This window comes from Bradyrhizobium sp. AUGA SZCCT0182 (assembly GCF_018130185.1).
Taxonomy (GTDB): domain Bacteria; phylum Pseudomonadota; class Alphaproteobacteria; order Rhizobiales; family Xanthobacteraceae; genus Bradyrhizobium.
The window spans coordinates 132,690-151,565 of record NZ_JAFCLY010000014.1 but is presented as its reverse complement, the minus strand read 5'-3'; the positions used below and the strand labels follow the sequence as shown (position 1 = coordinate 151,565).

The 18,876-nt window shown below is 62.5% G+C and carries 13 protein-coding genes and 1 tRNA gene; 11 read left to right on the top strand and 3 right to left on the bottom strand.

The window, feature by feature from the left end; all coding sequences use genetic code 11:
* Nucleotides 1-99: 99 nt before the first annotated feature.
* A complete protein-coding gene (locus JQ611_RS17310) occupies nt 100-1,323 on the bottom strand; it encodes a serine hydrolase (protein WP_212466084.1) in 1,224 nt (407 codons plus the stop codon).
* Nucleotides 1,324-1,496: 173 nt separating this feature from the next.
* On the opposite strand from JQ611_RS17310, the gene JQ611_RS17305 reads away from it, so the two are divergent.
* Nucleotides 1,497-1,572: transfer RNA gene (locus tag JQ611_RS17305), tRNA-Trp, on the top strand.
* Nucleotides 1,573-1,630: 58 nt separating this feature from the next.
* Here the strand turns inward: JQ611_RS17305 and JQ611_RS17300 are convergent.
* Entirely contained in the window at nt 1,631-1,825 is a 195-nt protein-coding gene (locus tag JQ611_RS17300; RefSeq protein ID WP_212269299.1) for a hypothetical protein, read from the bottom strand.
* A 371-nt stretch (nt 1,826-2,196) separates the two neighbouring features.
* Between JQ611_RS17300 and secE the strand changes: the two genes are divergently transcribed.
* From secE to JQ611_RS17275, 5 genes are all read left to right on the top strand, one after another.
* Nucleotides 2,197-2,388, top strand: a complete 192-nt coding sequence (secE, locus tag JQ611_RS17295) for a preprotein translocase subunit SecE (protein WP_211998077.1) — start codon at nt 2,197-2,199, stop codon at nt 2,386-2,388.
* A gap of 20 nt (nt 2,389-2,408) precedes the next feature.
* Nucleotides 2,409-2,939 carry a transcription termination/antitermination protein NusG gene (nusG, locus tag JQ611_RS17290; RefSeq protein WP_192734252.1) on the top strand — a complete coding sequence of 177 codons (531 nt, stop codon included), beginning with the start codon at nt 2,409-2,411 and terminating at the stop codon, nt 2,937-2,939.
* A gap of 139 nt (nt 2,940-3,078) precedes the next feature.
* Nucleotides 3,079-3,507, top strand: coding sequence for a 50S ribosomal protein L11 (gene rplK, locus JQ611_RS17285; RefSeq protein WP_065728804.1), 429 nt, complete (start codon nt 3,079-3,081; stop codon nt 3,505-3,507).
* Nucleotides 3,508-3,513: 6 nt separating this feature from the next.
* A complete protein-coding gene (gene rplA, locus JQ611_RS17280) occupies nt 3,514-4,206 on the top strand; it encodes a 50S ribosomal protein L1 (RefSeq protein WP_192733881.1) in 693 nt (230 codons plus the stop codon).
* An 81-nt stretch (nt 4,207-4,287) separates the two neighbouring features.
* Nucleotides 4,288-5,241: a 2-hydroxyacid dehydrogenase gene (locus tag JQ611_RS17275; RefSeq protein ID WP_212391693.1), complete on the top strand. Its 954-nt coding sequence runs from the start codon at nt 4,288-4,290 to the stop codon at nt 5,239-5,241.
* An 11-nt stretch (nt 5,242-5,252) separates the two neighbouring features.
* Here the strand turns inward: JQ611_RS17275 and JQ611_RS17270 are convergent, their stop codons facing one another.
* Nucleotides 5,253-6,902 carry a hypothetical protein gene (locus JQ611_RS17270; protein ID WP_212466083.1) on the bottom strand — a complete coding sequence of 550 codons (1,650 nt, stop codon included), beginning with the start codon at nt 6,900-6,902 and terminating at the stop codon, nt 5,253-5,255.
* 690 nt (nt 6,903-7,592) lie between these two features.
* On the opposite strand from JQ611_RS17270, the gene rplJ reads away from it, so the two are divergent.
* The 5 genes from rplJ to JQ611_RS17245 all read left to right on the top strand — a co-directional run bounded on the left by rplJ (nt 7,593) and on the right by JQ611_RS17245 (nt 18,710).
* Complete coding sequence (gene rplJ / locus JQ611_RS17265) at nt 7,593-8,111, top strand: 50S ribosomal protein L10 (RefSeq protein ID WP_192733879.1); 519 nt, start codon at nt 7,593-7,595, stop codon at nt 8,109-8,111.
* A 52-nt stretch (nt 8,112-8,163) separates the two neighbouring features.
* On the top strand, nt 8,164-8,541 hold the full coding sequence (rplL, locus tag JQ611_RS17260) for a 50S ribosomal protein L7/L12 (protein WP_212269295.1): 378 nt from the start codon (nt 8,164-8,166) through the stop codon (nt 8,539-8,541).
* Nucleotides 8,542-8,998: 457 nt separating this feature from the next.
* Complete coding sequence (gene rpoB, locus JQ611_RS17255; protein WP_212391695.1) at nt 8,999-13,117, top strand: DNA-directed RNA polymerase subunit beta; 4,119 nt, start codon at nt 8,999-9,001, stop codon at nt 13,115-13,117.
* Between the two features lie 154 nt (nt 13,118-13,271).
* Nucleotides 13,272-17,471, top strand: a complete 4,200-nt coding sequence (gene rpoC, locus JQ611_RS17250; RefSeq protein WP_212269293.1) for a DNA-directed RNA polymerase subunit beta' — start codon at nt 13,272-13,274, stop codon at nt 17,469-17,471.
* Nucleotides 17,472-17,642: 171 nt separating this feature from the next.
* Nucleotides 17,643-18,710: a helix-turn-helix transcriptional regulator gene (locus tag JQ611_RS17245; protein WP_212466082.1), complete on the top strand. Its 1,068-nt coding sequence runs from the start codon at nt 17,643-17,645 to the stop codon at nt 18,708-18,710.
* The last annotated feature ends 166 nt before the right edge of the window (nt 18,711-18,876 follow it).

The window sequence follows — 18,876 nt, the reverse complement described above, 5'->3', positions numbered from 1 at the left end:
ACGACACGGCGTTACGGATGGGCCGCGGAGTACGGGTCCCCCGATGCGCAATTGCGCATCTGACTTCGCCGGGACGACGCTATTGTTTGCGTGAAACAGTCACTCCACCGCCGCGTACACCAGGTTCCGCAACATCGTGCGGATGTACTCCCGCTGGCCGGGGCCCTGCATCATGAACACCGCGAACAGATCCTCCTTCGGATCGATCCAGAAGAACGTCCCGGCCATCCCGCTCCAGAAGAAGTTGCCGCGCGAGCCCGGGAACGGCGCCATGCCGTCATGGGTGCGGACCGCAAAGCCGAGGCCAAAGCCGTGGCCGGCCGGCATCAAGGGCGAGTTGACCTTGACTGACGGGGCGAGGTGATCGGACGCCATCAGTTCCAGCGTCTTGCGGCCGACGATCCTGACGCCGTCAAGCGTGCCGCCGCTCAGCAGCATCTGGCTGAAGCGGGCGTAGTCCATCGTGGTCGACACCAGCCCGCCGCCGCCGGATTCCATGACCGGCTTCTCGAGCATGTTGAAGAGCTGGACCTTGTCGCCGTTCCAGGGATCGGTCGGGAACGCCTCGGCCAGCCGGCCGGCATTTTCCTCTGCGGTGTGGAACGCGGTCTCGGCCATCTGCAGCGGCGCCAGGATGCGCTCGGTCAGGAAGGCGCCGAGCGACTTGCCGGAGACGACTTCGATGATGCGGCCGAGGATGTCGGTGGAGCGGCTGTAATTCCATTCGGCGCCGGGCTGGCAGATCAGCGGCATGCTCGCGACCATCACCGCATGTTCGGCATTGGTGATCTTGCGGCTGCGCAGCCGCGACTGCTGATAGAGCTGTTGCACCAGTCCGTTGCCGGTATGGTCGTAAGTGATACCCGAAGTGTGGCGCAGCAGATCCTGCACCGTCATCTGCCGCTTCGGGGACACCAGATCGAGCTGGCCGTTGTGCTCGACGCCGACCTTCTGGCCGGCGAATTCGGGGATGAATTTTGCGACGGGGTCGCTGAGCAGGAAGTGGCCGTCCTCGATCAGCATCATGATGCCGATCGAGACGATCGGCTTGGTCATCGAGAAGATGCGGAAGATGCTGTCCTGCGCCATCGGCGCGGACAGGATGGGCGCCTGCCTGCCGATCGCGTCGAACCAGCCGATCTGGCCGCGGCGGGCCACCAGCACGGTCGCACCCGGCAGGGTTCCCTTGTCAACCTCGCGCTTGAAGGCGTCCGACATCCGCTGCAGGCGGGTGGCGGAGAGTCCGATCTGTTCGGGCTTGGCGTGGGGGAGGGACGGGGTCTGCGGGGAGGCGGCGTGTTTGGGGGCGGTCTGCGCGTTCATGGTCTCTCCCATTGCTCTTGTTGTTATGGCAGGAGGGAAGTTTGGCGCAGAACCCTTGACTTGAACAGGGCGGTCACCGATTTCCATAGGGCCGCGCGCGGCTTCGCCCTTGCAATCGGGGCATCGCCTATGCTTGAAACGGGCCGAAACCGGCGGCGACGCATGGTTTGCGTAGGGGTGTAGCTCAGTTGGTAGAGTACCGGTCTCCAAAACCGGTTGTCGCAGGTTCGAGCCCTGCCGCCCCTGCCAGTTAAATCAAGGATTTGAAATCAAGGACTTGGTCGAGGTTCCTGCCGCCAGTCCTGAACTAGCCGAAGAAGGCGACGACCACTGCCATATCCGAAGTCGCAGGCTGGGCGCCGCGCAGATTCGCGTCAATCACCCGTCGGCAGGCATCGATGGTGACGGTATCGCCGAGGTCGTTGGCCGCGTCGAGAACGCTCCAGGCGATGTCACCTGCAGGTCCGTCCTGGCCGGTCTGGTGTTGGCTGAGCAGCGACATCGTCACCTCATGGTCCATCAAGGGGACGGTCAGGATGGCGGGGAGCCTTTAAGAACCCGATCACGCTCTGATTCGGATTTGAGGTGCGCCCGGCACCAGCGGTTAACCAAGGGCCTTCGGTCCGGCCGGGGCGTTTCCGCCGGCCCGGGGACCTTCCGCGGCCGGCGCATACCTTGACCTTTTGCCCGACTGGCAGTAGATACCCGCCACCTGCTGCCGGCCCGTTATGCGGATATCCGGCGCGGCTTTGAAATCCCCCGAACAATCGAGCCCGCTTGGCGGCTCATCCTTCGAGAGAGGGCTGGGCGCTAGAGGGCTGTTCGGATTCGTTTAAATTCAGAAATTCGTCTCAAAGGACGCGGTACCCAACGATGGCTATCAGCCCGTTCAAGTTCCTGCAGGAAGTGCGTTCGGAGACCGCCAAGGTCACTTGGCCGACCCGCCGCGAAGTGACCATCACCACCATCATGGTGTTCATCATGGTGGCGCTGTCTTCGATCTTCTTCTTCGCCGCGGATATGATCATCCGCTATCTCATTACCTTCCTGCTGGGCGTCCACTGATGAGCACCGGAACCCAAACGATGGACAAGCGCTGGTATATTGTTCACGCCTATTCGAACTTCGAGAAGAAGGTCGCGGAATCGATCCGCGAACAGTCCAAGCAGCGCGGGCTGGAGGAACTGTTCGAGCAGGTGCTGGTGCCGACCGAAAAGGTCACCGAAGTGCGCCGCGGCCGCAAAATCGACGCCGAGCGCAAGTTCTTCCCGGGCTACGTGCTGGTGAAGATGAAGCTGACCGACGAGGCGTTCCATCTCATCAAGAACACGCCCAAGGTAACCGGCTTCCTGGGCGCCGAAAACAAGCCGATGCCGATCTCGGAGTCCGAGGCGATGCGGATCCTGCACCAGGTGCAGGAAGGCGTCGAACGTCCGAAGGCGTCGGTGTCGTTCGAAATCGGCGAGAACGTCCGCGTGGCCGATGGGCCGTTCGCGTCGTTCTCCGGCGTGGTCGAGGAAATTGACGAGGCGCGCAGCCGCGTGAAGGTCGCAGTGTCGATCTTCGGCCGCGCCACGCCCGTCGAACTGGAATTCGGTCAGGTCGAGAAGGTCTGATCGTCTTGACCTCTCCCCGGCAAGTCCGGGGCGGGGAGAAGTGCCGTGGGAGGAGATGGGTGATCGCCAGTCATCCGTTGAACCGCACCACGGTCCTGTGAAGCTTCCGGATGATCCGGAGCAACATGAGGAGTGACGTATGGCAAAGAAAGTGACCGGATACCTGAAATTGCAGGTGCCGGCGGGTGCTGCGAATCCTTCGCCCCCGATCGGTCCCGCGCTTGGTCAGCGCGGTCTCAACATCATGGAATTCTGCAAGGCGTTCAACGCCCAGACGCAGAAAGAAGAAAAGAACACCCCGATTCCGGTGGTGATCACGATCTACGCCGATCGTTCGTTCACCTTCGAGATGAAGACCCCGCCGATGTCCTTCTTCCTCAAGCAGGCCGCCAAGATCCAGTCCGGTTCGAAAGCCCCGGGCCGCGACAAGGCCGGCCAGGTGACCAAAGCGCAGGTGCGCGAGATCGCCGAGAAGAAGATGAAGGATCTCAATTGCGATTCCGTCGAGTCGGCCATGAAGATGGTCGAGGGCTCCGCCCGTTCGATGGGTCTGGAAGTTGCGGGGTAACGGACCATGGCAATCGGAAAACGTTTGAAGAAGGCCCGCGAGGGCGTCGATCGCGAGAAGCTCTATCCGCTCGCGGACGCCATCAAGATGGTCAAGGAACGCGCCAAGTCGAAGTTCGACGAGACGATCGAGATCGCGATCAATCTCGGCGTCGATCCGCGTCACGCCGACCAGATGGTTCGCGGCGTGGTGACCCTGCCGAACGGCACCGGCCGCACCCTGCGCGTCGGCGTGTTCGCGCGCGGCGCCAAGGCGGAAGAGGCCAAGGCTGCGGGTGCTGACGTCGTCGGCGCCGAAGACCTGGTCGAGAAGGTGCAGGGCGGTGCGATCGATTTCGATCGTTGTATCGCCACCCCCGACATGATGCCGCTGGTCGGCCGCCTCGGTAAGGTGCTCGGCCCGCGCGGCATGATGCCGAACCCGAAGATCGGCACCGTGACGATGGATGTCGCCACCGCCGTGAAGGGCGCCAAGGGCGGCTCGGTCGAGTTCCGCGTCGAGAAGGCCGGCATCGTGCAGGCCGGCATCGGCAAGGCCTCGTTCACCGAAGAAAAGCTGGTGCAGAACGTCAAGGCGCTCGCGGATGCGGTCTCCAAGGCGAAACCCGCCGGCTCGAAGGGCACCTACATCCAGCGCGTGGCGGTCTCCTCCACCATGGGCCCGGGCGTCAAGGTCGAGCCGGGCACGCTGCTCGGTTAAGGTCTTGCGGCACTGATGAGAAAACAGGGCGGAATCGGGTGACCGGTTCCGCCCTTTGCTTTGCGACAGGGAAAGAACAACATGCCCGAGAAGGTCCTGGTCTATTCGCGCTTCCCAAAAGCCCTGATGGTGCGGATCGGTGAGCGCTACGAACTGCTGGACGCTGCGGGCAAGCCACCGAACGAGACGTTCTCGGCCGAACAACTCTCCGGTATTCGCGCGATGATCACGGCAGGCGGCACACCGCTCAGCGCCAACACGATGGACCAGATGCCGAAACTGGCCGCCATTGTCTGTTACGGTACCGGATATGACGGCGTCGATCTGGCCGCCGTCGCCAAGCGCAACATTGTGCTTGGCCACAGCCCGGGCGCGAATGCCGCCTCCGTTGCCGACATCGCGGTGACGCTGATGCTGGCCGCGACCCGGCGCTTGCTGGTGGCCGATGATTACGTGCGCAGCGGTAGCTGGGCCGGCGCAAAGCCATCGCCGATGATGCGTCCGCAGGCCGGCATGCCCGGCCGAAAGATCGGCGTCTACGGCATGGGCGAGATCGGTCGCAAGATCGCCGCGCGTGTCGCAGCCTTTGAAACCGAGGTCGGCTATTTCAGCCGCAGCCAACACGACGTGCCGTATCAATATTTTCCGACGCTCGAGGCGCTCGCGGAATGGTGCAGCGTGCTGATGATCGCGGTTCGCGCCGGCAGCGACACGCACCATGCCGTCGACGCCAATATCCTGAACAAGCTCGGCAAGGACGGCTACGTCATCAACATCGCGCGGGGTTCGGTGATCGACCAGCAGGCACTGGTCGCGGCGCTGACCGACCAGACCATCGCCGGCGCCGGCCTCGACGTCTACGCCAGGGAGCCGCACGCGCCCGACGCGCTGACGGCATTGCCGAACGTCGTGCTGTCTCCGCATATCGGCGGCCACACGCTGGAATCGCACGTGGCGATGCAGGACTGCGTGATGGCCAATCTCGAGGCGTACTTCGCCGGCCGGCCATTGCGATATGAGGTCCGGGCCGCCTAGACCATGATCCGCTAGCTGTCGCGATTGTGGTACCGTTCCTGCAGATTGCGCCGGAGCATCTCGTCCTTTACCGCCGCGATGCGGACTGCGCCGCGTTCGCGTAGCTGGCGGGTCGCCGCGGTGAGGGTGGCCTCCTCCGGAGCGTCGCGATTCCAGCCGGCCGCAATCAGAAACTGTTCCAGCACTGCATCCGGGACACGATCGAGCTGTTGCGCGAAAAATTCGCGCTGCTCGTCATTGTTCAGAAGATAGACCCGCTTGAACGCGAGCGCGCGGCTGACGAAGGCGCCGCTGCTGTCGTCCTGGATCGAACGAAAACGCTGGCGCTGCTCGGCAAAATACTCCACGGATTTGTAGGGGATCCGCTCGTTCTGGGCGAGGCGCAACGCCAGCTCGTATTGCCAGGTCTTGAGATCGCGCCGGTCCTCGAAGATGCGCAGAGCCTGATCCGCGACGCCCGGGAACCTTCCGGCCCCCCAGCGAAATGCGGCGTGATTGTAGTCGAAGCCGATCGTGGGATCCTGCATGCGCGCCATGACCAGATCAATGAATTTGCGCTGCTGGTCGGGATTGAGCTTGAACCAGAATTCCTGAATCTTGTCATAGGCGGTGCCGCCGAAATATGCCGTTTCGATGAAGGAGGAGACCACGCCGAGAACGTCGTCATCGACAACGCCCTTGCCCTGAACCGTCAGGGCGATGTCGAGCGCGGCAGCGCGGGTCGATCGCCTGGAAATTTCGACCGCGCGCCGGATGAGTACCGCGGTGCTGACATCGGCGGTTTTCGGTGGCGCGTCCCAATCGATGCCGTAAGCGGCGGCCGCGAGGTCTTCACCGGCGAAGGTTGGGCCACCGATCCAGATCATCAGTAAAGGGCCGCCAGCAAACCCGTCCCACAGGGACAGCGTCGGATCGGGCGCATTCGGCATCCCAAAGAGCGGGACATAGCTGAGCACGATTTGCCGGCCTGAGTGCCAGGTCGCCGCGGCGCGCTCTTCACCATTCTGCCTGATGTTGATCGTGCCAACCGTGCAGCAGCCGACCATGGGGTAGTATGGTCTCTCCTGCATGCGGATCACGAGCCCGTCGGGAATCGCATCGATTGTGGTCGTTTTCAGACATTCGTCGATGCGGCCGGCGCGCTGCAACAGCTCGGATTGGCGCAGCTCGTCGCTCGTACAGTCCTTTGCCGCGGCCAGCTGCGTGAGGCGGATCGGTCCGATATGACCGTTCTCACCGTCATAGGCGTGGACGTAGCCGTCGACCAGGCCGTTGGCGAGGAGCGAGGCATGTCCGCAGCAGCCTCGCGTTGCCCGGGTCACGAGGGTGACTGTTCGGATGTTACGCAATTCCGCCGGCACCGCGCGGACGGCCAGTGCGGGATCGGTTTCGTCAGCTACCTTGTACCGCTCCGCCAGCGCGGCGCCGAACCAGATCGCGAAAAACAATGGCGGCGCGACGACCAGGCCCGGATGTTTCCGGATCGCACCGAAGGTCATCATTCCGATGACGATCGCGACCCAGACGAAATTGAGGCCGCCGGTAATGACCAGAAGGAGATAGACAAGGGCGATCGCCCTGAACGGAAAGTTCGCCAGCACCCAGTAGACCCCGGCGAGGATCGCGAGGCCGAGCAGGAGGGTGAGGATATGCCGGATCATTCGCGGAGCTCTGACTTAAACTGGCCGGAGGCCGGTTAGCGGCTACCGGTACCAAGAATAAATTGCCTGATCCGTAAGGCGTTTGGGACGATGTCTTGCCACGGCGCAGGCATTCGCTAACCTTCATCGGGACGTCGTCGCTCCGGGTTCCATCAGGCTCATCCGCCGCGGCCCGAAATTTGCTCTTGGCAAGACGGGCGAGACTCGGTAAAGAACGGCTTCCGGGCGTGCTGGCCGTTGCTGGCACGTCTGTGCTCGCATTCCGAAAACCCGATACGGTAGGAGATCATTCCTTTCAGGACATCCGCTATGGATTGCTCGAAAGGGAGGAAACCCATCGTCAGGCTGGAATGCGGCAGGGGGCGTCCGGCTTGCCGGATAACCTCGATCCTGTCCAAGACTGCAGGCGCCCGCGACGAGATGCAAGTCTCTTCAACGGCTTAATCGCATAGCCTGCACAGACGGGTGAAGACCGGATTTTGCTTGGCGTCGCGTTATGCGGCGCTTGGGCCGATTTGGTTCGAACCTCGACACCCCGCGCCATCTGGTTCGGGAGGGCAGGCTTTTCAATGTCGTCTTGCCCGACGTGTCCGAAGGACTGGTGTCTTGAGGTCAGGTTTTGGGTGAGACGGTGGGTGCAACCCGGCGGTCTCGCCTCACGCGAAGGCCGCCAACCGGAGAGAGCTTGCTGTGGAAAGAGCGGCAAAAAAGGACGCGGTTGAGGCGCTGAACGGGGTCTTCAAGACCACCAGCGTTGCAGTCGTCGCCCACTATTCCGGCCTCACCGTGGCCCAGATGCAGAAGCTGCGCATGCAGATGAAGCAGGCGGGTGCGTCGGTGAAGGTCTCGAAGAACCGTCTCGCCAAAATTGCTCTTGAAGGCACGGATGTCGTTGCCATCGGTTCCCTGCTGAAGGGACCGACCGTGATCGCCACTTCAGACGATCCGGTAGCGGCGCCGAAGGTTGCCATCGAATTCGCCAAGACGAACGAGCAGTTCGTCATTCTCGGCGGCTCGATGGGTAAAACCGTCCTGGATGTTAACGGCGTGAAGGCTCTTGCCTCGCTGCCGTCACTCGATGAACTGCGCGGAAAGCTTGTCGGCCTCCTGGTGGCGCCGGCGACCAAGATCGCTCAGCTCTCGACTGCGCCCGCGGCCAAGCTCGCGCGCGTCGTCCAGGCCTATGCCTCAAAGAGCGAAGCGGCCTGACCCTTCGCAAATCAAACCTGGTTCGAACCAATACGTTTAAGGAAACAGATCAATGGCTGACTTACAGAAAATCGTCGACGACCTCTCGAGCCTGACCGTGCTCGAAGCTGCCGAGCTCGCAAAGCTCCTCGAAGAAAAGTGGGGCGTGTCCGCCGCTGCCGCCGTTGCGGTTGCCGGTCCGGCCGGTGGTGGCGCTGCCGCCGCTCCCGCTGAAGAAAAGACCGAATTCACGGTCGTTCTCGCCGCCGCCGGCGAGAAGAAGATCGAAGTCATCAAGGAAGTCCGCGCCATCACCGGCCTGGGCCTCAAGGAAGCCAAGGACCTCGTCGAAGGCGCGCCGAAGCCGGTCAAGGAAGGCGTCAACAAGGACGAAGCCGAGAAGATCAAGGCCCAGCTCGAAAAGGCCGGCGCCAAGGTTGAACTCAAGTAACGCAAGTTACTTGAGACAAGGTCCCGGGCGGGGCGCAGCTGCACCCGGGATCGATGCAAAAGTCGTGCTATGGGACAACCGGACGCACGGCGTACACAAAAACGTGTGGGGATTCGCGGGGTTAACCCTCGAATCTCCACTATTGTGATCCCATATCGGGCTGGCAGCAGGAAAATACGGTAGGCGGCGGGAACGGCAGGGTTCTCGGCGTAAGCCGTTGGGAGACAGTCAAATTTCGGGCTTTTTCAGTCCGTGAAGCGATGGTTGGACGGGCGAGGTGCAGTCATGCGCCTCGCGCGTCGTTTTGCGTTTTGAAGGTCTGGAGAACGGATTTGGGACTTAATTCCTGAATTTGGGCTTGGTTCCGGCGAAGCGATTCGAAAATTCAACCCGGGGGCGATGGCAGTCGCGCTTCGGAAGGTTCGTCCATCAAGGGCGACGAAAATGAGAGGCCACGATGGCGCAGCAGACATTCACCGGTCGCAAACGCATCCGCAAGTTTTTTGGACACATCAAGGAAGTCGCAGAGATGCCGAACCTCATCGAGGTTCAGAAGGCGTCCTATGACCAGTTCCTGATGGTCGACGAGCCGGTCGGCGGCCGTCTGGACGAGGGCCTGCAGGCGGTCTTCCGTTCGGTGTTCCCGATCTCGGATTTCTCCGGCACCTCGATGCTGGAGTTCGTCCGCTATGAATTCGAACCGCCGAAATACGACGTCGACGAGTGCCGCCAGCGCGGCATGACCTATGCGGCGCCGCTGAAGGTGACGCTGCGCCTGATCGTGTTCGATATCGACGAGGAAACCGGCGCCAAGTCGGTCAAGGACATCAAGGAGCAGGACGTCTACATGGGCGATATCCCGCTCATGACCATGAACGGCACCTTCGTCGTCAACGGCACCGAGCGCGTCATCGTCTCCCAGATGCACCGTTCGCCCGGCGTGTTCTTCGACCACGACAAGGGCAAGACCCATTCGTCCGGCAAGTTGCTGTTCGCCGCCCGCGTGATCCCGTACCGCGGTTCCTGGCTCGACATCGAGTTCGACGCCAAGGACATCGTGTTCGCGCGCATCGACCGCCGCCGCAAGATCCCCGTGACCTCGCTGATGTATGCGCTTGGTCTCGACGGCGAGACGATCCTGTCCACCTTCTACAAGAAGATCAATTACAAGCGCGGCAAGGAAGGCTGGCGCGTGCCGTTCGACGCCACCCGTTTCCGTGGCTACTCGACCATCAACGACCTGATCGACGCCGACACCGGCAAGGTCGTGCTCGAGGCCGGCAAGAAGCTGACCGTGCGCAGCGCGCGCCAGATGCAGGAAAAGGGCCTCAAGGCGCTGCGTCTGTCGGACGAAGAGCTGATCGGCAACTATCTGGCCGAGGACCTCGTCAACCCGAAGACCGGTGAAATCTACGCCGAAGCCGGCGAGGAACTGACCGAGAAGTCGCTGAAGGCCCTCAACGAGCAGGGCTACAAGGAACTGCCGCTGCTCGACATCGACCACGTCAATGTCGGCGCCTACATCCGCAACACGCTGCATGCCGACAAGAACATGACGCGTGAAGACGCGCTGTTCGACATCTACCGCGTGATGCGTCCCGGCGAGCCGCCGACCATCGACTCGGCGCAGACCATGTTCCAGTCGCTGTTCTTCGACAGTGAGCGCTACGACCTGTCCGCAGTCGGCCGCGTCAAGATGAACATGCGCCTCGAGCTCGACGCGCCCGACACCCACCGCACGCTGCGCAAGGAAGACATCCTGGCCGTCATCAAGACGCTGGTCGACCTGCGCGACGGCAAGGGCGAGATCGACGACATCGACCATCTCGGCAACCGCCGGGTGCGTTCGGTCGGCGAATTGATGGAAAACCAGTACCGCATCGGCCTCCTGCGCATGGAGCGTGCGATCAAGGAGCGTATGTCCAGTGTCGATATCGACACCGTGATGCCGCAGGACCTGATCAATGCCAAGCCGGCGGCTGCCGCGGTGCGCGAGTTCTTCGGCTCCTCGCAGCTGTCGCAGTTCATGGACCAGACCAACCCGCTGTCGGAGATCACCCACAAGCGCCGTCTTTCGGCGCTTGGACCGGGCGGTCTGACCCGCGAGCGCGCCGGCTTCGAAGTGCGCGACGTGCATCCGACGCATTACGGCCGTATCTGCCCGATCGAAACGCCGGAAGGCCCGAACATCGGTCTGATCAACTCGCTCGCGACGTTTGCGCGCGTCAACAAGTATGGCTTCGTCGAAACGCCTTACCGCAAGGTCAAGGACGGTCGCGTCACCGAGGAGGTCGTGTACCTCTCGGCGATGGAAGAGGGCCGTTATCGCGTGGCGCAGGCCAACGTGCCGCTCGACGCCAAGGGCCGCTTCACCGAGGACCTGATCATCTGCCGTCACGCCGGCGAAGTTTTGCCGATCACGCCGGACAAGGTCGACTACATGGACGTGTCGCCGAAACAGCTGGTTTCGGTTGCCGCGGCCCTGATCCCGTTCCTCGAGAACGACGACGCCAACCGCGCGCTGATGGGCTCGAACATGCAGCGCCAGGCGGTGCCGCTGGTTCGCGCCGAGGCGCCGTTCGTCGGCACCGGCATGGAAGGCGTGGTTGCGCGTGACTCCGGTGCTGCGATCGCGGCGCGCCGTTCCGGCGTGATCGACCAGATCGACGCTACCCGCGTCGTGATCCGCGCCACCGAGGATCTCGATCCCACCAAGTCGGGCGTCGATATCTACCGGCTGATGAAGTACCAGCGCTCCAACCAGTCGACCTGCATCAACCAGCGTCCGCTGGTGAAGGTCGGCGACATCGTCAAGAAGGGCGACATCATCGCCGACGGTCCCTCGACCGATCTCGGCGAACTCGCGCTCGGCCGCAACGTGCTGGTCGCGTTCATGCCGTGGAATGGCTACAACTTCGAAGACTCGATCCTGCTCTCCGAGCGGATCGTGAAGGACGACGTCTTCACCTCGATCCACATCGAGGAATTCGAGGTGATGGCCCGCGACACCAAGCTTGGTCCTGAGGAAATCACCCGCGACATTCCGAACGTTTCGGAAGAAGCGCTGAAGAACCTCGACGAAGCCGGCATCGTTTACATCGGCGCCGAAGTTCGCGCCGGCGACATCCTGGTCGGCAAGATCACGCCGAAGGGCGAAAGCCCGATGACGCCGGAAGAAAAGCTGCTGCGCGCCATCTTCGGCGAAAAGGCTTCCGACGTCCGCGACACCTCGCTCCGCGTGCCCCCGGGCGTGCAGGGCACCATCGTCGAAGTGCGCGTGTTCAACCGTCACGGCGTCGACAAGGACGAACGCGCTCTGGCGATCGAGCGGGAAGAGATCGAGCGTCTGGCCAAGGACCGCGACGACGAGCAGGCGATTCTCGACCGTAACGTCTACGGCCGTCTGGCGGAGCTTCTGGAAAACCGCCAGGGCATCGCCGGTCCGAAGGGCTTCAAGAAGGACACCAAGATCACCCGTGCGGTGCTCGACGAGCATCCGCGCTCGCAGTGGTGGCTGTTCGCTTCGCCCAACGACAAGCTGATGGCTGAAATCGAGGCGATGCGGAAGCAGTACGACGAATCGAAGAAGGGCCTTGAACAGCGCTTCCTCGACAAGGTCGAGAAGCTGCAGCGCGGCGACGAACTGCCGCCCGGCGTGATGAAGATGGTCAAGGTCTTCGTCGCGGTGAAGCGCAAGATCCAGCCCGGCGACAAGATGGCCGGCCGTCACGGCAACAAGGGCGTGGTGTCCAAGATCGTTCCGATCGAGGACATGCCGTTCCTCGAGGACGGCACCCATGCCGACATCGTGCTCAATCCGCTCGGCGTGCCGAGCCGGATGAACGTCGGTCAGATTCTGGAGACGCATCTCGGCTGGGCCTGCGCGGGCCTCGGCAAGCGCATCGGCCAGACCATCGACAGCTATTATCAGAAGCAGGATCTCAAGCCGCTGCGCGAGACCCTGAAGAAGATCTACGGCGACGATGAAACCATCAAGACGATGAACGATGGCGAGTTGATGGAGCTTGGCAAGAACCTGAGCCACGGCGTGCCGATCGCAACGCCGGTGTTCGACGGCGCCAAGGAAGCCGACATCGAGGAGATGCTGAAGCTCGCGGGCTTCGACGCCTCGGGCCAGTCGACCGTCTATGACGGCCGGACCGGCGACGCCTTCGACCGCAAGGTGACGGTGGGCTACATCTACATGCTCAAGCTGCACCATCTCGTCGACGACAAGATCCATGCGCGTTCGATCGGACCGTACTCGCTCGTCACCCAGCAGCCGTTGGGCGGCAAGGCGCAGTTCGGCGGCCAGCGCTTCGGCGAAATGGAGGTCTGGGCGCTCGAAGCGTACGGTGCCGCCTACACGCTGCAGGAAATGCTGACCGTGAAGTCGGACGACGTCGCCGGCCGTACCAAGGTGTACGAGGCGATCGTTCGCGGCGACGACACGTTCGAGGCGGGTATCCCGGAATCGTTCAACGTGCTGGTCAAGGAAATGCGCTCGCTCGGCCTCAACGTCGACCTGCACAATTCCAAGATCGGCCCGGCCACGACGTCCGAGGCGGCAGAGTAACGCTTACGATTTCATGTCCGGCGCATGCGGGCGAAGCAAGTCTTCGCTCAGATGTGCCGGGCATTCGCACTCCGCTCGGACGTTGAGCAGGGCGCGCGCTGACAAAGAATTTCGAATTTGCTGCCGGTGACGATCGGCACGCGAGGAGAAGACGATGAACCAAGAAATTATGAATCTCTTCAATCCGACGACGCCGGCTCAGGTCTTCGACCAGATCCGGATTTCGATTGCGTCTCCGGAGAAGATTCTGTCGTGGTCGTATGGCGAAATCAAGAAGCCGGAGACCATCAACTACCGTACCTTCAAGCCCGAGCGCGACGGCCTGTTCTGCGCCCGCATCTTCGGGCCGATCAAGGACTACGAGTGCCTGTGCGGCAAGTACAAGCGGATGAAGTACAAGGGCATCATCTGCGAAAAGTGCTCGGTCGAAGTGACGCTCTCCCGCGTCCGTCGCGAGCGCATGGGCCATATCGAGCTGGCGGCGCCGGTTGCGCACATCTGGTTCCTGAAGTCGCTGCCGTCCCGCATCGGCCTTCTGCTCGACATGACGCTGAAGGATCTCGAGCGGATCCTGTACTTCGAATATTACGTCGTGCTGGAGCCGGGCCTGACCGCGCTCAAGGACCGTCAGCTGCTGTCGGAAGACGAGTATCTGAAGGCGCAGGACGAATACGGCCAGGACAGCTTCACCGCCATGATCGGCGCCGAAGCGATCCGCGAGCTGCTCAAGGGTCTCGAGCTCGAAAAGCTCGAGGCGTCGCTGCGCGCCGAGATGCAGGAAACTGAATCCGACATCAAGCACAAGAAGCTCGCCAAGCGCCTGAAGATCGTCGAAGCGTTCCGCTATTCCGGCAACAAGCCGGAGTGGATGATCCTGACCGTGGTGCCGGTGATTCCGCCGGACCTGCGTCCGCTGGTGCCGCTCGACGGCGGCCGCTTTGCGACCTCGGACCTCAACGACCTCTACCGCCGCGTCATCAACCGCAACAACCGCCTGAAGCGGCTGATGGAGCTGCGTGCGCCCGACATCATCATCCGCAACGAAAAGCGCATGCTGCAGGAGGCCGTCGACGCCTTGTTCGACAACGGCCGCCGCGGCCGTGTCATCACCGGCGCCAACAAGCGTCCGCTGAAGTCGCTGGCCGACATGCTCAAGGGCAAGCAGGGCCGCTTCCGGCAGAACCTGCTCGGCAAGCGCGTCGACTATTCCGGCCGTTCGGTGATCGTGGTCGGTCCCGAACTGCGGCTGCATCAGTGCGGCCTGCCGAAGAAGATGGCGCTCGAACTGTTCAAGCCGTTCATCTATTCGCGGCTCGACGCCAAGGGTCTGTCCACCACGGTGAAGCAGGCCAAGAAGCTGGTTGAAAAAGAGCGTCCCGAGGTCTGGGACATCCTCGACGAGGTGATCCGCGAGCATCCGGTGCTGCTGAACCGCGCGCCGACGCTGCATCGCCTCGGCATTCAGGCGTTCGAGCCTGTCCTGATCGAGGGCAAGGCGATCCAGCTGCATCCGCTGGTTTGCGCCGCGTTCAACGCCGACTTCGACGGCGACCAGATGGCCGTGCACGTTCCGCTGTCGCTCGAAGCGCAGCTGGAAGCGCGCGTCCTGATGATGTCGACCAACAACATCCTGCATCCGGCGAACGGCCAGCCGATCATCGTGCCGTCGCAGGACATCGTGCTCGGCCTCTATTACGTGTCGATCATGCGCGAAGGCCTGCCCGGCGAGGGCAAGATCTTCGGCGAGATGGCCGAACTCGAGCACGCCCTGCATTCGAAGGTCATCCACCTCCACACCAAGATCAAGTACCGGTGGGAAGGCATCGACGAGACCGGCAAGGTGTCCAAGCGCTGGATCGAAACCACCGCGGGCCGCGTCATGCTCGGCAATCTGTTGCCGAGCTCGGCGAAGATTTCGTACGACATCATCAACAAGCTGATGACCAAGCGCGAAATCTCCGGCGTCATCGACCAGGTCTACCGTCACTGCGGTCAGAAGGAGACGGTGATCTTCTGCGACCGCATCATGGCGCTCGGCTTCTACAACGCGTTCAAGGCCGGCATTTCGTTCGGCAAGGACGACATGGTCGTGCCGCACTCCAAGTGGAAGATCGTCGACACCACCCGTACGCTGGCGAAGGATTTCGAGCAGCAGTACAATGACGGCCTGATCACCCATGGTGAGAAGTACAACAAGGTGGTCGACGCCTGGTCGAAGGCGACCGAAGAAATCGCCAAGGAGATGATGAAGGAAATCTCCTCGACCAAGAAGAACGCCAAGGGCGCCGACGCCGACATCAACTCGATCTACATGATGGCGCATTCGGGCGCGCGCGGTTCGCCGGCCCAGATGCGTCAGCTCGCCGGTATGCGCGGCCTGATGGCCAAGCCGTCGGGTGAGATCATCGAGACGCCGATCATTTCCAACTTCAAGGAAGGTCTGTCGGTGCTCGAATACTTCAACTCGACCCACGGTGCCCGCAAGGGCCTCGCGGACACCGCGTTGAAGACCGCGAACTCGGGCTACCTGACGCGCCGTCTGGTCGACGTGGCGCAGGACTGCATCATCACGCAGGACGATTGCGGCACCAAGCTCGGCATCAAGATGCGCGCCATCGTCGATGCCGGCACGGTCGTGGCCTCGCTGGCGTCCCGCATTCTCGGCCGCACCGCGGGCGAGGATCTGCGCGATGCCGCGACCAACAAGGTCGTGGTCAAGCGCGGCACGCTGATGGAGGAGACTCACGTCGACGCCATCCAGCAGGCCGGCATCCAGGAAGTGAAGATCCGTTCGGCCCTGACCTGCGAACTCGTCAACGGCATCTGCGGCAAGTGCTACGGCCGCGATCTGGCCCGCGGAACGCCGGTCAACCATGGTGAAGCGGTCGGCGTCATCGCGGCGCAGTCGATCGGTGAACCCGGCACCCAGCTGACGATGCGTACGTTCCACATCGGCGGCGCGGCGCAGATCAACGAGCAGTCGTTCATCGAGTCGAACTTCGACGGCAAGGTGACCATCAAGAACAAGGCCATCGCCAAGAACAGCGAAGGCCATCTGGTCGCGATGGTCCGCAACATGGTGGTTGCGATCACCGACGCCGACGGCACCGAGCGTGCGACCCACCGCATTCAGTACGGCGCGCGCATGCACGTCGATGAAGGCGATATGGTCAAGCGCGGCCAGCGGATCGCCGAATGGGATCCGTACAGCCGTCCGGTTCTGACCGAAGTCGAGGGCACGATCGGGTTCGAGGACCTGGTCGAAGGCCAGTCGATCTCGGAAACGCTCGACGAATCCACCGGTATCGCCAAGCGCGTCGTCATCGACTGGCGCGCCTCGCGTGGTGGCGCGGATCTGCGCCCGGCTATCGTGGTCAAGGGCAAGGACGGCAAGGTCCTGAAGCTCGCACGTGGCGGCGATGCCCGCTACATGCTGTCGGTCGACGGCATTCTGTCGGTCGACACCGGCGCGAAGGTCAAGGCCGGCGACATCCTGGCGCGTATCTCCACCGAGAGCGCCAAGACCCGCGACATCACGGGCGGTCTGCCGCGCGTGGCCGAACTGTTCGAGGCTCGCAAGCCAAAGGATGCGGCGATCATCGCGGAAATCGCGGGCACGATCCGCTTCGGCCGCGACTACAAGAACAAGCGCCGCATCTCGATCGAGCCGATGGACAAGACCGAGGAGACCAGGGAGTACCTGATCCCGAAGGGCAAGCACATCCATCTGCAGGACGGCGATATCGTCGAAAAGGGCGATTTCATCGTCGAAGGCAATCCGGCACCGCACGACATCCTGGCGATCAAGGGCATCGAGGAACTCGCAGCCTATCTGGTCAACGAAATCCAGGAAGTCTACCGGCTGCAGGGCGTGCTCATCAACGACAAGCACATCGAGGTGATTGTCCGTCAGATGCTGCAGAAGGTCGAGATCACCGACCAGGGCGAGACCGACATGATCTCGGGCGAACAGGTCGACAAGATCGAGTTCGACGTGATCAACGCCAAGGCCAAGGAAGAGGGCAAGAAGATCGCCACGGGAACGCCGGTACTGCTCGGCATCACCAAGGCGAGCCTGCAGACCCGCTCGTTCTTCTCGGCTGCCTCGTTCCAGGAGACCACCCGCGTGCTCACCGAAGCCGCCGTCAACGGCAAGGTGGATCCGCTGGAAGGCCTCAAGGAGAACGTCATTGTCGGCCGGCTGATCCCGGCGGGCACCGGCGCCTCGATGGCCAAGATCCGCGAAGTCGCGGTCAAGCGCGACAAGCTGATCCTCGACGAGCGCGAGAAGCAGGCCGCGATCGTGCCGACCGCTCCGGAAGCGGAACCGCTGGCGCTGCCGCCCGCGGAATAGGGACCTGTCCAGTTCCGCCCAACAAGAAAGCCGGCTGCGAAGCCGGCTTTTGCTTTTTACAACGCGGGGTCCTGACGCTTCACGCCCAACAACGGTGTGTGCTATCAGTATGGAATTTGGTGAACAACACGCTCCTTGCGATTCCCCATGAGCGACTCAATTTCAGAACATTTGATCGACCGCATTTACGAGGCGGGGCTCATTCCTTCCCTTTGGCCGGCTGTGCTTGGCGAGCTCGGTGCGGCGACCAGCGGTAGCGGTGGGTTTATGTTCGCCGTGCGGGACGGATACGTCAGCGCGGTCAACTCAGTCGAATATGATGCGACCATGCCGCTCTTTCTGAATGACGGGTGGAGCGAGCGCGATCCGAATCTGCCGCGCGCCATCGCGCTGAATCATGCAGGCTTCCTCACGGACGGCGATCTTCTGTCGGATGAGGAAATTGCAACCAACGAAGTCTATTGCAATTTCTATCGCAAATACGGCCTCGGCTACCGGGCCGGCACGATCATCCCGATACCGAGTGGCGATTCGATCGCCATCGTCGTGCCGCGGCACCAGGATCTTGGTCCGGTGCCGCGCGAGATGGTCACCTTCCTGGATGGACTGCGGCCACATTTGGCGCGGGCATCGCTTACGGCGAACCGCCTTGGCTTCGAGCGCGCACGCGCCCAGGCGGACGCGTTGCAGGCGCTGGGGTTGCCCGGCGCGGTGCTACGTGCGCGCGGCCAGGTGTTCGCGGCCAACGGCCTGTTCGAAGCCTTGATGCCTTCGCTGTTTGAAGACCGTGCCGAGCGCGTGACTATGACGGATGTGACGGCGGATGCGCTGCTGGCCGAAGCGCTCGCCGCGCGGCCTCTTGGCGATGGCCGGATCATCAAGTCCATACCGGTTGCCGCGACGGCCAATTATCTGCCGATGGTCTTGCACGTCATTCCCGTCCGTGGGGCCGCGCGCGACATCTTCACGCAAGCGAGCGTGCTGCTTGTGGTGACGCCAGTCGATCGCGCCGCGGTGCCGACCGCCGAAGTCCTGCAAGGCCTGTTCGACCTGACGCCGGCGGAAGCGCGTGTGGCGCGCGGCATCAGCGAGGCCCGCACGATCGAGGTACTCGCAGGGACGCTTGGTGTCAGCCGTGAAACGGTGCGCTCTCAGCTCAAGTCCGTGCTCGCGAAAACAGGCCTTTCGCGGCAGCAGGAACTGATCAGTCTGCTCGCCGGCAAGGCGTTCCAGAAATAACGAAATGTCCGCGGGAATCCGAAGGCGCACTCCACGTCTGCGGGAATAAGGCCAGCGGAGCCGCTTGCCGCTACCGTGGCTGCGAATTCACACACGGCGACGCCCGATCAACCACCGGCGCCGAACCCCCGTAAGAGTACGGATTCGGATGAAAAAGCGCAGTTAT

Coding starts and splice junctions, on each gene's coding strand:
- rpoC (WP_212269293.1), top strand. CDS start 13,272: ATGAACCAAGAAATTATGAATCTCTTCAATCCGACGACGCCGGCTCAG.
- JQ611_RS17275 (WP_212391693.1), top strand. CDS start 4,288: ATGCCCGAGAAGGTCCTGGTCTATTCGCGCTTCCCAAAAGCCCTGATG.
- JQ611_RS17300 (WP_212269299.1), bottom strand. CDS start 1,825: ATGTCGCTGCTCAGCCAACACCAGACCGGCCAGGACGGACCTGCAGGT.
- JQ611_RS17310 (WP_212466084.1), bottom strand. CDS start 1,323: ATGAACGCGCAGACCGCCCCCAAACACGCCGCCTCCCCGCAGACCCCG.
- JQ611_RS17270 (WP_212466083.1), bottom strand. CDS start 6,902: ATGATCCGGCATATCCTCACCCTCCTGCTCGGCCTCGCGATCCTCGCC.
- rplA (WP_192733881.1), top strand. CDS start 3,514: ATGGCAATCGGAAAACGTTTGAAGAAGGCCCGCGAGGGCGTCGATCGC.
- rplL (WP_212269295.1), top strand. CDS start 8,164: ATGGCTGACTTACAGAAAATCGTCGACGACCTCTCGAGCCTGACCGTG.
- nusG (WP_192734252.1), top strand. CDS start 2,409: ATGGACAAGCGCTGGTATATTGTTCACGCCTATTCGAACTTCGAGAAG.
- secE (WP_211998077.1), top strand. CDS start 2,197: ATGGCTATCAGCCCGTTCAAGTTCCTGCAGGAAGTGCGTTCGGAGACC.
- rplK (WP_065728804.1), top strand. CDS start 3,079: ATGGCAAAGAAAGTGACCGGATACCTGAAATTGCAGGTGCCGGCGGGT.
- rpoB (WP_212391695.1), top strand. CDS start 8,999: ATGGCGCAGCAGACATTCACCGGTCGCAAACGCATCCGCAAGTTTTTT.